The organism is Burkholderia sp. 9777_1386, from assembly GCF_015712265.1.
Taxonomy (GTDB): Bacteria; Pseudomonadota; Gammaproteobacteria; order Burkholderiales; family Burkholderiaceae; genus Burkholderia; species Burkholderia cenocepacia.
Window position 1 is genome coordinate 1 of sequence record NZ_JACCQB010000002.1, and the last position, 15478, is coordinate 15478.

13 protein-coding genes are annotated in these 15478 nt (G+C 69.2%); 6 read left to right on the forward strand and 7 right to left on the reverse strand.

Features of this window, described 5'->3' with window-relative positions:
- Both H0X91_RS02085 and H0X91_RS02090 read right to left on the reverse strand, forming a co-directional pair.
- A partial coding sequence (locus H0X91_RS02085; protein ID WP_196432768.1) for an aldehyde dehydrogenase family protein occupies positions 1-469 on the reverse strand: 469 nt, incomplete at its 3' end.
- Between the two features lie 45 nt (positions 470-514).
- Positions 515-853 carry a GNAT family N-acetyltransferase gene (locus H0X91_RS02090; RefSeq protein ID WP_006491133.1) on the reverse strand — a complete coding sequence of 113 codons (339 nt, stop codon included), beginning with the start codon at positions 851-853 and terminating at the stop codon, positions 515-517.
- A 261-nt stretch (positions 854-1114) separates the two neighbouring features.
- Between H0X91_RS02090 and pdxR the strand changes: the two genes are divergently transcribed.
- From pdxR to H0X91_RS02115, 5 genes are all read left to right on the forward strand, one after another.
- Positions 1115-2641: a MocR-like pyridoxine biosynthesis transcription factor PdxR gene (pdxR, locus tag H0X91_RS02095; protein ID WP_058902959.1), complete on the forward strand. Its 1527-nt coding sequence runs from the start codon at positions 1115-1117 to the stop codon at positions 2639-2641.
- Between the two features lie 160 nt (positions 2642-2801).
- Positions 2802-3200, forward strand: coding sequence for a nuclear transport factor 2 family protein (locus H0X91_RS02100; protein ID WP_006491152.1), 399 nt, complete (start codon positions 2802-2804; stop codon positions 3198-3200).
- Positions 3201-3372: 172 nt separating this feature from the next.
- The gene (xsc, locus tag H0X91_RS02105) at positions 3373-5190 is read left to right on the forward strand and encodes a sulfoacetaldehyde acetyltransferase (RefSeq protein ID WP_034202510.1); all 1818 of its coding nucleotides are present in this window, start codon (positions 3373-3375) and stop codon (positions 5188-5190) included.
- Between the two features lie 117 nt (positions 5191-5307).
- Positions 5308-6342 carry a phosphate acetyltransferase gene (pta, locus tag H0X91_RS02110; RefSeq protein WP_058903587.1) on the forward strand — a complete coding sequence of 345 codons (1035 nt, stop codon included), beginning with the start codon at positions 5308-5310 and terminating at the stop codon, positions 6340-6342.
- On the forward strand, positions 6339-7106 hold the full coding sequence (locus tag H0X91_RS02115; RefSeq protein ID WP_006491153.1) for a sulfite exporter TauE/SafE family protein: 768 nt from the start codon (positions 6339-6341) through the stop codon (positions 7104-7106). The genes pta and H0X91_RS02115 overlap by 4 nt, the downstream gene beginning before the upstream one ends.
- 12 nt (positions 7107-7118) lie before the next feature.
- Here H0X91_RS02115 and H0X91_RS02120 read toward each other — a convergent pair whose 3' ends face one another.
- Positions 7119-8840, reverse strand: a complete 1722-nt coding sequence (locus tag H0X91_RS02120) for a cobaltochelatase CobT-related protein (protein WP_058902958.1) — start codon at positions 8838-8840, stop codon at positions 7119-7121.
- Positions 8837-9826, reverse strand: coding sequence for an AAA family ATPase (locus H0X91_RS02125; RefSeq protein WP_058902957.1), 990 nt, complete (start codon positions 9824-9826; stop codon positions 8837-8839). The genes H0X91_RS02120 and H0X91_RS02125 overlap by 4 nt, the downstream gene beginning before the upstream one ends.
- A 185-nt stretch (positions 9827-10011) precedes the next feature.
- On the opposite strand from H0X91_RS02125, the gene H0X91_RS02130 reads away from it, so the two are divergent.
- Positions 10012-10764, forward strand: a complete 753-nt coding sequence (locus H0X91_RS02130; protein ID WP_006481989.1) for an IclR family transcriptional regulator — start codon at positions 10012-10014, stop codon at positions 10762-10764.
- Positions 10765-10790: 26 nt separating this feature from the next.
- Here the strand turns inward: H0X91_RS02130 and H0X91_RS02135 are convergent, their stop codons facing one another.
- From H0X91_RS02135 to H0X91_RS02145, 3 genes are read right to left on the reverse strand one after another with little or no spacing between them, the layout of a single operon-like run.
- Entirely contained in the window at positions 10791-11738 is a 948-nt protein-coding gene (locus tag H0X91_RS02135; protein ID WP_058902956.1) for a dimethyl sulfoxide reductase anchor subunit family protein, read from the reverse strand.
- A gap of 37 nt (positions 11739-11775) precedes the next feature.
- Positions 11776-12519, reverse strand: coding sequence for a 4Fe-4S dicluster domain-containing protein (locus tag H0X91_RS02140; RefSeq protein WP_006481995.1), 744 nt, complete (start codon positions 12517-12519; stop codon positions 11776-11778).
- A 16-nt stretch (positions 12520-12535) separates the two neighbouring features.
- Positions 12536-15472 carry a molybdopterin oxidoreductase family protein gene (locus H0X91_RS02145; RefSeq protein WP_058902955.1) on the reverse strand — a complete coding sequence of 979 codons (2937 nt, stop codon included), beginning with the start codon at positions 15470-15472 and terminating at the stop codon, positions 12536-12538.
- Positions 15473-15478 lie beyond the last annotated feature (6 nt).

Genomic DNA, 15478 nt, shown 5'->3' on the forward strand with positions numbered 1-15478 from the left:
CCGAAATCACGCCGAGCAGCGGATCGCGCTGCGTGTACACGCGGCGCTTCTTGCCGTGCGGCGTCAGATCGCACGAGAAGATCTGCCCGTCGTCCTTCAGCACTTCGCCGGCGCCGAACGTGAGCACGTCGGCCACGCGGCCGGCCTCGTAAGTCGAATCCTTGATGCACAAACCGGCCTCGGCCGTGATCAGCGCCGCGATCTCCGCGGTGCGCGAGCGCACGATGTCGGCCGCGCGGCGCAGGATCGCCGCGCGATCGTGGCGCGTGAGCGCCGGCCGGTACGCACGCGCGACCGCGAATGCACGGCGCACGTCGTCGAGCGTCGCCTTCGGCACGGTGCCGACCAGCGCGCCGTCGTACGGGTTGCGCACGTCGATCACCGCGTCGCGCCACACGCGCTGCCCGTCGATGCGCAACGCTTCGTGACGCACGTCGGATGCGGGAATCGGCTTCAAAACCGTGCTCATGTCGTCTCCGTTGTCGTGAGGCGTGGTCGTGGCCACGCTGTCGGGCTAGCGCACCACCACCAGCCCTTCGTATTCGAGGCAGCGGCACAGCGTCGCCCACGCCGGCGAATCGGGCCATTCGCGCGCCGCGGTGTCGATGCGGATCGGCCGGCCGAATTCGCGCGACGCGCACGCCAGCAGCGTGTGCGCGATGCCGCTGCGTCGGTAGGCCGGTTCGACGTACAGACGAGCGAGCGACGGCGAGCACACCGCGCCGTCGTCGGCGTCGATGCCGAGTTCGCCGATCGCCTCGTCGTCGCGATACGCGACCGCCGTCGCGCGCGCGTCGTCGAACACGATGCGGATCACGCGTGCGCAACGATCCCTGAACACGACGACGTGCATGCCGCCCCTCCGGTGAAGATGCCGGCGCGCGACGCGCGCACGCCTCCCTGCGCCCGCGTACCGGGGAGTTATCCGGATCGTGCGGGCGCGACGAGTTGAGTATCGTCTTGCCACGTCGACGCGCAGTAGTGCCAGACGCCACATTTCATTGAGTCCACATCCGCGGCGCGACGCGCGTATTCTCGCCACACCGCGCCCTCGCGGGCCTGCGCATCCGCCGCGCGCCGCCTCGCGTGTCCCGTACCGATCACAGGAGGAAGCATGCCGAGTCGTACCCCGACCGCCTTATGGGCCCAGCAGTTCCGGCGGTCGTCGGCGTCGAGCCTGCAAGACCAGATCCGGCGCATGCTGGTGGCCGCGATCCTCGACGGCCAGCTCGCGCCCGATGCGGCGCTGCCGTCGAGCCGCGAGCTCGCCGACCAGCTCGGCGTCGCGCGCAACACCGTCGTGCTCGCGTACCAGATGCTCGTCGAAGAGGGCTACCTGATCTCGCGCGAACGCAGCGGGCACTTCGTGAACCCGAAGATGCTCGAAGGCGTGCCCGGCTTCGCGGCCGCCAGGCCCGCCGCGCAAACGGAGGCCGGCGACGACACGCCGGGCCGCCCCGCATGGGACAAACGCATCGCGCATCCGCCGTCGAGGCAGCGCAACATCGTGAAGCCCGCGAACTGGCAGCACTACGAATATCCGTTCATCTACGGGCAATTCGACCAGTCGCTGTTTCCGACCAACGACTGGCGCGAATGCTGCCTGAAGGCGCTGTCGGTGATGGAGATCCGCAACTGGGCGCCCGACCTGATCGAGCGCGACGACGAATCGCTGATCCAGCAGATCCGCACGCGCGTGCTGCCGCGGCGCGGCGTGTTCGCGATGCCCGACGAGATCGTCGTCACGAACGGCTGCCAGCAGGCGCTGTACCTGATCGCGGACCTGCTGTGCGGCAAGCACACGACGGTCGGCTTCGAGAATCCCGGCTATCCGGACGCACGCAACATCTTCGAGAACCGCAACGCGCGGCTGCTGCCGCTGCCCGTCGACGGGCACGGGATCGCGCCCGACTCGCTCGGCAATACGCTGTCGCGCTGCGACTACGTGTACGTGACGCCGAGCCATCAATGCCCGACCACCGCGACGATGCCGGTCGAGCGCCGCCGCGCGCTGCTCGATTGCGCGCAGCAGCACGATTTCGTGATCATCGAGGACGACTACGAGAGCGAGAACACGTTCTCCGGCACGCCGCATCCGGCGCTGAAGAGCCTCGATACGGCCGACCGCGTGATCTACGTCGGCAGCCTGTCGAAGACGTTCGCGCCGGGCCTGCGGCTCGGCTACGTGGTCGGGCCGCGCGAGCTGATCCGCGAGCTGCGCGCGCTGCGGCGGCTGATGGTGCGCCATCCGGTCGCGTATATCCAGCGGGCGTTCGCGACCTTTCTTGCGCTCGGCCATCACGACGCGTTGCTGCGCCGGCTCGCGCATGCGTACAGCGAGCGCTCGCAGGCGCTGATGGCCGCGCTCGATGCGCATCTGCCGGAAGCGCGCCATGTGCCCGTGACGGGCGGCGCGTCGTGCTGGGTCGAGGGGCCGCCGTGGCTCGACGCGGCGCGTCTCGCGGCGGACGCGCAGGAGGCCGGGATCCTGATCGAGCCCGGCGGCGTGTTCTTCATGAAGGACGACAGCAATGCGCGGCGCTGCTTCCGGATGGGCTTTTCCGCGATTCCGCTGGAACGGATCGAGCCGGGCGTGCGGGCGCTCGCGCGGTGCGTGCGGGCGCAGAAGCCCGACGCCTGAACGCGGCATCGCGTCAGCCGGTCACGCTCGTCCCTGGCCCAACCGAATCCCCTGAACTGGCGCTACCGCCAAAAACGAGCGCTCACTAACGTGTCGATACCGCGTGCCGCATGCGCATCAGCGCCTCGCGCACCGTCCATCATTCGACAGGAGACACGTTATGTCCGACACGCTTACCGCCCCCGTCACGGCCGCCACGCTCGCGGCTTTTTCCGACGCCTTCAACCGGCATGACGCCCACGCGCTGATGGGCTTCATGACCGAGGACTGCGTGTTCGACGCGGCCGGCGGCCCCGACATTCACGGCACGCGCTTCGTCGGCCGCGACGCGGTGCGCGCCGCGTTCGAAGCCGTGTTCAAGACCTTCCCCGATGCGCACTGGGGCCACGGCCGCCACTACGTGGCCGGCGAACGCGGCGTATCCGAATGGGTGTTCACCGGCACGCACGCGGAAGGCTGGCGCATCGAAGCCGAAGGCTGCGACCTGTTCGAGTTCCGCGACGGGCTGATCGCCGTCAAGCGCGCGTTCCGCAAGGAACGGCCGAAGCAGCCGGCCTGAGCGCGCCGCTCGCGCGCGTTCGGGCCATCCCACCCCGGGCGCGCATTTTGAAACGAATCATTTCATTTCATTCCACATTCCCCGCCAGCGGGCGGAATGACTTGACCGGCTTTTCCCAGCCAATAGCATCTGGAACAAGACGTTCCGTTAATTGAACAATCGGAGACAACCCATGAGCGAACAATCCACTTCCCTGCGTGCATCGACCAGCGGCCCGCAGGACATGACGCCATCCGAAGCCTTCGTCGAAACCCTCGCGGCCAACGGCGTGACCGACATGTTCGGCATCATGGGCTCCGCGTTCATGGACGCGATGGACATCTTCGCGCCGGCCGGCATCCGCCTGATCCCGGTCGTGCACGAACAGGGCGCCGGCCACATGGCCGACGGCTATGCACGCGTGTCGGGCCGCCACGGCGTCGTGATCGGCCAGAACGGCCCCGGCATCAGCAACTGCGTGACCGCGATCGCGGCCGCGTACTGGGCGCACAGCCCGGTCGTGATCGTCACGCCGGAGGCCGGCACGATGGGCATCGGCCTCGGCGGCTTCCAGGAAGCGAACCAGTTGCCGATGTTCCAGGAATTCACGAAATACCAGGGCCACGTCACGCACCCGGCGCGGATGGCCGAATTCACCGCGCGCTGCTTCGATCGCGCCCAGGCCGAGATGGGCCCGACGCAGCTGAACATTCCGCGCGACTACTTCTACGGCAAGGTCAAGGTCGAGATTCCGCAACCGCGCCGGCTCGATCGCGGCCCCGGCGGCGAACAGAGCCTGAACGACGCGGCCGATCTGATCGCGCAGGCGAAATTCCCGGTGATCATCTCGGGCGGCGGCGTCGTGATGGCCGACGCGATCGAGGAATGCAAGGCGCTCGCCGAACGGCTCGGTGCGCCGGTCGTCAACAGCTACCTGCACAACGACTCGTTCCCGGCGAACCATCCGCTGTGGTGCGGCCCGCTCGGCTACCAGGGCTCGAAGGCCGCGATGAAGCTGCTGTCGCGCGCGGACGTCGTGATCGCGCTCGGTTCGCGCCTCGGGCCGTTCGGCACGCTGCCGCAGCACGGGATGGACTACTGGCCGAAGGACGCGAAGATCATCCAGATCGACGCCGACCACAAGATGCTCGGCCTCGTGAAGAAGATCTCGGTCGGCATCTGCGGCGACGCGAAGGCGGCGGCCGTCGCGCTCACGCAGCGCCTCGACGGCCGCACGCTCGCATGCGACGGCTCGCGCGGCGAGCGCGCCGACCAGATCGCGACCGAGAAGGCCGCGTGGGAAAAGGAACTCGACGACTGGACGCACGAGCGTGACGCCTACAGCCTCGACATGATCGAGGAACAGAAGAACGAAAAAACCTTCAACGGCGGGCGCTACCTGCATCCGCGCCAGGTGCTGCGCGAACTCGAAAAGGCGATGCCCGAGGACGTGATGGTGTCGACCGACATCGGCAACATCAACTCGGTCGCGAACAGCTACCTGCGCTTCAACAAGCCGCGCAGCTTCTTCGCGGCGATGAGCTGGGGCAACTGCGGCTACGCGTTCCCGACGATCATCGGTGCGAAGGTCGCCGCGCCGCACCGCCCGGCCGTGTCGTATGCGGGCGACGGCGCGTGGGGCATGAGCCTGATGGAAACGATGACCTGCGTGCGTCACAACATCCCGGTCACGGCCGTGGTGTTCCACAACCGTCAATGGGGCGCGGAGAAGAAGAACCAGGTCGACTTCTACAACCGCCGCTTCGTCGCGGGCGAACTGGACAACCAGAGTTTCGCGGCGATCGCCCGTGCGATGGGCGCCGAAGGGATCACGGTCGACCGTCTGGAGGATGTCGGGCCGGCGCTCAAGCGCGCGATCGACATGCAGATGAACGAAGGCAAGACGACGATCATCGAGATCATGTGCACGCGCGAACTCGGCGATCCGTTCCGCCGCGACGCGCTGTCGAAGCCGGTTCGCCTGCTCGACAAGTACAAGGACTACGTGTGATGCCGCGTCGCTGACGCACCCGCGTCCGGCCGTGCCCTCCCCGCACGGCCGGAATCCGGCCGGACGCCGTGCCCCGTGCGGGCCGCCGCATCCGGCCTTTTTTACTTCGAATTCCCGATGAAAGCCCTCGACCGCATTCTCGAATCCGCGCGCCGCCAGCCGATGCGCATCGCGCTGTGCGAAGCCGACGACCCGCGCGTGCTGCAAGCCGCCGCGCGCGCGACACGCGACGGCATCGCCCGCATCGTGCTCGTCGGCGACCGTGCGGCCATCCACGCGGCGGCCGCGCGCGACGCGCTCGACCTCGACGGCATGACGCTCGTCGATCCGGCCACCGCCCCGCAACGCGACGCGTATGCCGACGCGCTGCACGCGTTGCGCAAAGCCAAGGGCATGACGGCCGACGCCGCGCGCGACGCGGTGCTCGACCCGCTCTGCCATGCGAACCTGATGGTGCGGCTCGGCGACGCGGACGGCTCGGTCGCGGGCGCCGTGCATGCGACGGCCGACGTGGTGCGCGCGGCGATCCAGCTGATCGGCGTCGATCCGGCGTTCCGGATCGTGTCGAGCTTCTTCCTGATGATGCTGTGCGAGCCGTTCCATACGATCAAGGGCGGGCTGATCTTCTCCGACTGCGCGCTCGTCGTCGATCCGGACGCCGGCCAGCTCGCCGAGATCGCGATGGCCGCCGCCGACAGCGCGCACGCGCTGCTCGGCGAAGCACCACGCGTCGCGATGTTGTCGTTCTCGACGAGCGGCAGCGCGCACCATGCGGCGGTCGACAAGGTGACGGCCGCGACCGCGCGCGTGCGCGAACTGCGCCCGGCGCTCGCGATCGACGGCGACGTGCAGCTCGACGCGGCGATCGTCGCGGAAATCGCCGAGCGCAAGATCGCGCATTCGCAGGTCGGCGGCCACGCGAACGTGCTCGTGTTCCCGAGCCTCGAAGCCGGCAACATCGGCTACAAGCTCGCCGAGCGGATCGGCCGCGCAAAGGCCGTCGGACCGCTGTTGCAGGGCTTGCGCCGGCCTGCGAACGACCTGTCGCGCGGCTGCGGCGCCGACGACGTGTATCACGTGATCGCGGCGACCACCGTGCAGGCGCAAGCGGCCATGCAACGGGCCGCGACCGGCGAGGTCGCACCCGCATGACGGCCGACAAACTGGCGATCCTGATCGCGGTGATCGGCGCCGGCAGCTATTTCCAGACCGTCACGGGCTTCGGCCTCGGGATGATCGTGATGGGCGTGACGAGCGGCTTCGGGCTCGCGCCGCTCGCCACCGTCGCGACGCTGATGAGCGTCGTGTCGCTCGCGAACGGCGCGACCGCGCTGCCGGGCCGGCTGCATCACATCGACTGGCGGGCGGTTGGCGCGGCGACGCTCGGCATCCTGCCGTCGGTCGTCGCCGGCGTGGTGCTGCTCGAATGCCTGAGCCGCTCGGCGGCCGACCTGCTGCAACTGATCCTCGGCGTGGTCGTGCTGTACGGCGGCCTGAGCGCGGCGCTGCGGCCGACGCCGCTGACGGAACGCTCGGACAACCGCAGCTTCTTCGTCAGCGGCATCTTCGGCGGGCTGCTGAGCGGGATGTTCGGCGTGTCGGGGCCGCCGTTGATCTTCCAGTTCTACCGGCAGCCGCTGACGCTCGTGCAGATCCGCTGCGCGCTGATCGTGCTGTTCACGACCACGTCGGCCACGCGGGTGCTGTACAGCGCGTGCGAAGGCCAGCTCGATCGCGACATCTGGCTGCTGGCCGCGCTCGCGACCCCGGTTGTGATGCTGACGACGGTCGCCGGCCGGCACTACCCGCCGCCGCTGTCGCCGGTCGCGCTGCGCCGGCTCGCGTTCGGCGTGCTGATGGCGATCGGCGTCGGGCTGATCGCGACGTCGCTGCCGCCGCTGCTGCATCGCGGCTGACTCCTTCCGGCTTCACCGTCGCGCGCCGATCCAGCCGGCGATTTCGACGAGCCGCTTCATGTCCGGGGGCGATACGAGATCGATCGCGAGCCGGTGCCGGTAGTACGGGCCGAGATCGAGCCCGACGCCGAGCCCGAGCACTTCGACGCGGCCGGCCCCTTCCTGGCGGGCGACCACCTGCTTCAGATGGTTGTCGAGGTAGAACGGATCGTTCGCCAGTGCGGTGGCGCCGTCCATCGGGCTGCCATCCGAGATCACGACGAGGATCTTTCTCGCTTCCGGCCGCGCGGCGAGCCGCGCGCACGCCCAGTCGACCGCTTCGCCGTCGATCCCTTCGCGAAACAGGTCGGCCTTGAACAGCGCGGCAATGCCGGCGCGCGCGTGCCGCCAGCGCGTGTCGGCATCCTTGAACACCAGGTGGCCGATTTCGTTGAGGCGCCCCGGATGGCGCGGCTTGCCGCGCGCGAGCCAGTCCTGGCGCGCGCGGCCGCCGTTCCACGCAAGCGTCGTGAAACCCAGCACTTCGGTCGCGAGGCCCGCGGCGTCGCCCGCGCGCGCCAGCGTGTCGACCATCAGCGCGACGCCGTCGATCCACGCCTTCATCGACCCTGAGCAGTCGATCAGGAACGCGAGCGCGCAATCGGCATGCGGCCGCACGCGTTCGAGCCGGAACAGCCGCCGCTCGGCCGGCGAGCTGACGAGTTGCGCGAGCCGGCGGCCGTCGAGGCGGCCGTGTTCCTCGCCGAACGACCAGCCGTCGGCCTGCGGCACGACGAGCGCCGCGCGCAGCACGCGCGCGAGCCGCGTGACGTTGATCCGCTGCGCGGCGACCTGCGCGTCGAGCCGGTCGCGATACTCGCGCAGCAACGCCGCGCGGATCTGCACGGCCGGCTTGAATTCGCGGTCGTAGCGCGTCGTGTACGCCCGATACGTGGCGCCGCCGCCGTGCAGCACGACGCTGTCGCCGGTCTCCACGAGCGCCGGCAGGTCGATGCCCGTGTCGTCGAAATCGACCCACAGCGAGAAATTCGTCAGCGCGTCGTCCTGCTCGCGCGCGTCTTCCGTCTGTGTTTCGACGACGGCCGCGCGCGCGTCGCGGATCATCGACGCAATACGCCGCGCCAGCGCCAACGCGTGGCCGGCGAACGCGCGCTGGTCGTGCCGGCAGCGGCGCAGCCCGGCAAGCGCCACGCCGATTTCCGGCACGATCGCCGCGCGCGGCGCCTCGATCAGGTCTTCCGTTTCCTCGAGCACGGGCCAGCCGGTCAGCCGCGACCACGCGATCTGCGCGACCGTGTAGACCAGGATTCCGACATGCGTATCGGCCTGCCCCGACCGGTGAAACGCGCGCGACCAGGTTTCGAAACGATGACGCAGGTTCAGCAGGACGCCGCGCAGCGCGGCCGGCGCGAGTGATTCGCAGCGCAGTTGCTCGAGCATCTCGAACAGCACGCGTTCGACCGGATCGTCGCCGGACAGCGCACGATGCAGGTCGGCATCGGAGTGCAGGATGCGCAACGCCGCGCCGTCGGTCGCGCCGCGCCACGACGCGAGATCGTCGTCGGCGGCCTGCGCGCGCAGGTGCGGCGCATGGATCGGCAGCGGCCGCAGGTCGCGGCACACGCGGCCCGCACGGTAATGCAGCGCCGCATCGCGCGTCAGCGCCCGCACGGTCGACGCGCCCAGCGCTTCGCGCGCGGCGGCACGGCGCGCCGCGTCGCGATCGGCGCTCACCGCCCCGCTCCCGGCTCGCCGCCGCCGGCGCGCGACGCGACCGCCAGTTCCTCGCCGAAGCAGCGCTGGTAATACTCGGCGACGACCGGCCGCTCGGCGTCGTCGCACTTGTTCAGGAACGTCAGCCGGAACGCGAGCGCCGGATCGCGGAAGATCTGGCAGTTCTCGGCCCAGTTGATCACCGTGCGCGGCGACATCAGCGTCGACAGATCGCCGGTCGCGAAACCGTTGCGCGTCAGCTCGGCCAGGCTCACCATCGATTCGAGCAGCGGGCGGCCGGCTTCGTCCGCGAGTGCCGGCACGCGTGCGCGCACGATGGCGATCTCCTCGTCGCGCGGCAGATAGTCGAGCGTCGCGACCACGTTCCAGCGGTCCATCTGCGCGTGGTTGAGCATCTGCGTGCCGTGGTAGAGCCCGTTCAGGTTGCCGAGCCCGACCGTGTTCGCGGTCGCGAACAGCCGGAACGACGGATGCGGATGGATCACGCGGTTCTGGTCGAGCAGCGTGAACTTGCCGTCGCGCTCCAGGATCCGCTGGATCACGAACATCACGTCGGGCCGCCCCGCATCGTATTCGTCGAAGATCAGCGCGACCGGACGCTGCAGCGCCCACGGCACGATCCCTTCCTGGAACTCGGTCACCTGCACGTCGTCGCGCACGACGATCGCGTCCTTGCCGACGAGGTCGAGCCGGCTGATGTGACCGTCGAGGTTCACGCGCACGCACGGCCAGTTCAGCCGCGCCGCGACCTGCTCGATATGGGTCGACTTGCCGGTGCCGTGCATCCCCTGCACGAGCACGCGGCGGTTGCGCGCGAAGCCCGCGAGAATCGCGAGCGTGACGTCCGGGTTGAAGCGGTACGCGTCGTCGATATCGGGCACGTGATCGTCGCGCGCGCCGAACGCGGGCACCATCAGGTCCGAGTCGAAACCGAACCGTTCGCGGACCGACACCATGCAGTCCGGCTTGTTCGTTACCCCATCCATCGCGTGGCGCTCCTGTCGTTGCCTGTTGCGCAGGCGTCGATGGCGCCTGCGTCGATCCTGTTGACGGAACGATGCGTTCCGCTGCCGAAAATGCGGGCCGGGTTGCAGGCCCCCGCCGCCCCGTGCGGCCGGCCTGCCGGACCGTTCGGTACAATGGCCGCAGTCCAGTTTCCGGAACGCCCGACATGCTGCCCGCGGATACGCCCACGCTGCGCGCCTTCGCGCTGCTCGAACATCTCGTCCAGGCCGGCGACGCCGTGTCGCTCGCCGATCTCGCGCGCGACGTCGATATCCCGAAGGCCTCGCTGCACCGGATGCTCGCGTCGCTCGAAGCCGGCGGGCTCGTGATCCGCGAACCGGGCCGCAAGAACGCGTATGCGGTCGGCCCGCGCCTCGCGCGGCTCGGCACCGGCGTGATGCTGCACGCGGGCACGCGCCGGCTGCGCCATGCGATCCTCGAACGGCTCGTCGCCGACCTCGCCGAGACCTGCAACCTGACCGCCCTGCACGACACGGAAGTCGTCTATCTCGACCGCGTGGAAGCCGACTGGCCGCTGCGGCTCGACCTGAAACCCGGCTCGCGCGTGCCCGCTTACTGCAGCGCCAGCGGCAAGCTGCTGCTCGCGCTGCTGCCGCGCGACGAACGCGCGGCGCTGGTGCGCACGATGGCGCTGCCGCGCCATACGCCGAACACGATCTCCGACCCGGAACTGCTCGAAGCCGAACTCGACCGCACCGCGCACAAGGGCATCGCGATCGACAACGAGGAATTCGTCGCGGGGATCGTCTGCATCGCGGCGCCGGTGCTCGACGACGACGGCGCGTGCATCGCCGCGGTCGCCGTCCATGCGCCGGTGTCGCGCGCGCCGCTGTCGCGGCTGCTCGACCACGTGCCGCGGCTGCAGGAAGCGGCCCGCGCGCTCGCGAAGACCTTCTAGTGCCGCGCGGCGGCGCGCCGGCCGCGTCATGACGCGCGCTGGTAGTAGAGGTTCTGCGGATGCCGCGCGTCCGCGAAGAAGAACCAGCGTTCCGCCACCAGCCCCGCGTACTGGATCACGAACGCCGCGCCGAGCGCGACGGCCGCCGCGATCGAGGTCGGCGCGAACGCACCGGCGCCGGTCAGCACGAACGGCACCGCGAATGCGCCGATCAGGAAGCCGGCCTTCACCGCGCGCAGCGTGCCGTTGCCCTGCCCGTGAAAGAACTCCTTCGTGTTGAACGCGCTGGCCGTGAAGCCGCGCGACTTCTGTTCGACCTTCGCGTGACGAATCCCCGTCGCGCTCTGCACGGTCGACTTCGGCCGCAGCCGAGCATTGCGTGCGAGCGACGCGAGCCGCGCCACGCCACCGGCGAACGTCAGCACGCAGGCGGCCGCCGCGAGCCGGCCGACCAGCGCCGGCGCGAGCCACGCGGCGCAGGCCGTCGCGAGCGTGCAGCCCGATGCGCAGCCGAGCAGCACGAAGTTCACGAGCGTCAGCGGGCTCGCCCATTCCTGCAGGAAGCGCAGGCACGCGTAGATCATCGCCGTGCAGACGAACAGCGCGACGCTCGCGAGCGCGCCCGCCGCACCGATCAGCAGCGTGCCGGGCCACGCGAACAGATGCGCCGCGCCATACGCGAACGCGCAGGCGAGAAACACCGGCAGCGCGATGCACTCGCGCGACAGCCACGACGTACGCCACATCGCGATCGCGCGCCACGCGCGCTCCGGGTGGCCGAGATGAAAGAACGACGCGAACAGGCCGAGCACGCCGAGTGCGACCGACAGCGCGGCCCCGGTCACGTAGAACGGGGCGGCAACGTCAACGCCGGCCAGCCGCGCCAGCGCCTCGACGATCACGAGCGTCAGCAGCAGGCCCTGTGCGGCGCCGCACAGCGTGGTGAGAAAAACGACCGAAAAGGCTGGGCGCATGGAAACTCCGTCTGTGTCTGAATGAAATGCGCGTCGCTCAGCGCGGGGTCGCCAGCGACACGAGATCGATGTCGCCGCGCGCCGCGCGGGCCTCGAACGATTCGTCGTCGCGCCCGTTCGATGCGCTGCCGCATCCGCCGCTGCTGCCGCATCCGCACGATGCTTCGGTCTTCACGCGCGGCAGGTAATGGTTCGACGGCCGCGTGCCCCACTCGGGCATCAGCGCATAGCCGCCGCGGTCGCGGATCGCGCGCGACACGTCCGATTCCGGGTCGTGCACGTCGCCGAACAGCCGCGCCGACGTCGGGCACGCGAGCACGCAGGCCGGCTTGCGATCGCGCTCCGGCAGCGCTTCGTTGTCGATGCGGTCCGCGCACAGCGTGCACTTCGTCATCTCCTTGCGGCCTTCGTCGAGTTCGCGCGCGCCGTACGGACATGCCCACGCGCAGTACTTGCAGCCGATGCACTTGTCGTAGTCGACCAGCACGATGCCGTCCGACTTGCGCTTGAAGCTCGCGCCGGTCGGACAAACGGGCACGCACGGCGGGTCCTCGCAGTGCAGGCACGACTTCGGGAAGTGGATCGTGTCCGTCATCGGGAACACGCCCGCCTCGTAGGTCTGCACGCGGTTGAAGAACGTGCCGGACGGATCGTCGTCGTACGGACGCAGATCGGCAAGGCTGCCGGCTTCGCCGGACGTGTTCCATTCCTTGCAGCTCGTCACGCAGGCATGGCAGCCGACGCACACGTTCAGGTCGATGACGAGGGCCATCTGGGTCATGGTTGCGCTCCTTCGCTTAGCGATCGTCGGACTTCGGGCCCGCCGGCGCCGCGCGCCGCAGCCGCGCGGCGAATGCGCCGGTTCCCGCGAAATACGCCTGCACGCGTTGCAGCACGCGCGGCGTGCCCGGCAGCGCCGGCATCGGCGCGAACTGCGGCAGCGTGGTCGCCGCATCCGCTTCGGCCGGGTAGATCCGCACCTGCACGTCGTACCAGCCGGCCTGCCCGGTCACCGGATCGGAATTCGACAGCCGCGCACCGCCGCGGGCCGCGTCGGGCAACTCGTCGGTGATCACGTGATTGAGCAGGAAGCCGCGCTGCGATTCGCCCGCGTGGGGGCCGAGGTTCCACGCGCCGGCCGCCTTGCCGATCGCGTTCCAGGTCCACACGGTGCCGGGCTCGACCGCCTCGCTGTAGCGCGCGCGGCAGCGCACCTTGCCCCACGGCGATTCGACGTAGATCCATGCGCCGTCGTCGATCTGCTGCGCGGCGGCCGTCACCGGGTTCACGAACAGGTGGTTCTCGCCGTGGATCTGCCGCAGCCACGCGTTCTGCGAATCCCACGAGTGGTACATCGCCATCGGCCGCTGCGTGATCGCCGCGAGCGGATAGCGGTTCGCATCGGTCAGCCCGCTTTCGAGCGACGGATGCCAGAACGGCAACGGGTCGAAGTAACGCGCGATGCGTTCGCGCAGATGATCCGGCGGCTGGCGGCCCGACGTGCGGCCCTGCGCGGCGAGCCGGAATTTCTGCATCACGTCCGAGTAGAGCTGGATCACGATCGGCACGCCGAACTTGCGCATCCCGTTGTCGACCGCCCACTGCATGTATGGCCCGTTGCAGTTGCGCATGTACTGCAGCGATTCCGGCAACCGGTGGTGGTACACGCAGTCGTTCTCCGCATAGCGTTTCCACTGGTCGGGGTTCGGCTCGCCGACGACGGCCTTCTCGCCGTCCTTGCCGCGCCAGCCGATCAGGAAGCCGGTGCCCGAATCCGGCGCGGTCTGGAAATTGACGACGAAATCCGGATAGTCGCGGTACTTGCGCTGCCCGTCCGGCGTCGTGAAGGCCGGAAACTTCAGCCGGCTCGCCAGCTCGATCAGCACTTCCTGGAACGGCTTGCACTCGCCGGTCGGCGGCACGACGGGCACGCGCACCGAATCGACCGGCCCGTCGAATTCGGAGATCGGCCGGTCGAGCACCGACATCACGTCGTGCCGTTCGAGGTAGGTCGTGTCGGGCAGGATCAGGTCGGCGAACGCGGTCATCTCCGACGCGAACGCATCGCATACGACCAGGAACGGAATCCGGTATTCGCCGTCGGCGCGCTTGTCGACCAGCATCTTGCGCACTTCCGTCGTATTCATCGACGAATTCCACGCCATGTTGGCCATGAAGATCAGCAGCGTATCGATCGGATAGGGATCGCCGCGCCATGCATTGGTGATCACCGAATGCATCAGCCCGTGCACCGCGAGCGGGTATTCCCACGAGAACGCCTTGTCGAGCCGCGCGGGCGTGCCGTCCGGATGGACGAACAGGTCCTCGGGGCCGGCCGGCCAGCCGAGCGGGCCGCTCGCGAGCGGCGTGTTCGGCTTGATCTGGTCGGGATCGTTCGGCGGTTTCGCCGACGGCGGCACCGCGCGCGGATACGGCGCCTTGTGGCGAAAGCCGCCCGGCCGGTCGATCGTGCCGAGCAGCGACATCAGCACCGCGAGCGCACGGATCGTCTGGAAGCCGTTCGAATGCGCGGCCAGCCCGCGCATCGCGTGGAACGCGATCGGCACGCCCTTCACCGATTCGTGCGCGTGGCCCCACGAATCGGTCCAGCGCACCGGCAGCTCGATCGCCTGCTCGCGCGCGACCGTCTCCATCTCGCGGGCAAGGCGGCGGATCGTGTCGGCCGCGATGCCGGTGATGTCGGCCGCCCATTCGGGCGTGCAAGCGGCCACCTGTTCGCGCAGCAGCGTGAACGACGGCGCGACCGGCGTGCCGTCGTCGAGCGTATAGCGGCCGTCGAGCGCCGGCTCCGCGCCATCCGTGTGGTGCAGCACCGCGCGGTTCGTCTTCGTGTCCCACCACATCCGGTTCTGCGGATACAGCGGGTTGACCTCCGGCGCGTCGGCGTCGCGCACGAACAGCCCGAACGTGTCGGCGCCGTCGCGCCGGTCGACCAGTTCCGCCGCGTTCGTGAAGCGCGACACGAATTCGTGGTCGAACGCATCGCGCGCGATCAACTCGTGCATCAGCGCCATGAACAGCGCGCCGTCGGTGCCGGGGCGGATCGGAATCCATTCGTCGGCGATCGCCGCGTAACCGGTGCGCACCGGATTGATCGCGATGAAGCGGCCGCCCGCGCGCTTGAACTTGCCGAGCGCGATCTTCAGCGGATTCGAATGGTGATCCTCCGCGGTGCCGATCATGAAGAACAGCTTCGCGCGGTCGAGATCGGGGCCGCCGAACTCCCAGAACGAGCCGCCGATCGTGTAGATCATCCCGGCCGCCATGTTCGCGGAGCAGAACCCGCCGTGCGCCGCATAGTTCGGCGTACCGAACTGTTTCGCGAACAGGCCGGTGAGCGCCTGCATCTGGTCGCGGCCCGTGAACAGCGCGAAACGCTTCGGATCGGTCGCGCGCAGGTGCGACAGGCGCTTTTCGAGCACGTCGAACGCGACCTCCCACGACACCGGCTCGAACTGCGCATCGCCGCGCTCCGCGCCCGGCTTGCGCATCAGCGGCTGCGTGAGCCGCGCGGGCGAGTACTGCTTCATGATCCCCGACGAACCTTTCGCGCAGATGACGCCCTGGTTCAGCGGATGGTGCGGATTGCCGTCGATATAGCGTACTTCGCCGTCGCGCAGGTGTACGCGGATGCCGCAGCGGCATGCGCACATGTAGCAGGTCGTCGTCTTGATCTCGGCCTGCTCGTCGCGCTCGCGTGCCCGATGTTCCATCGTCTG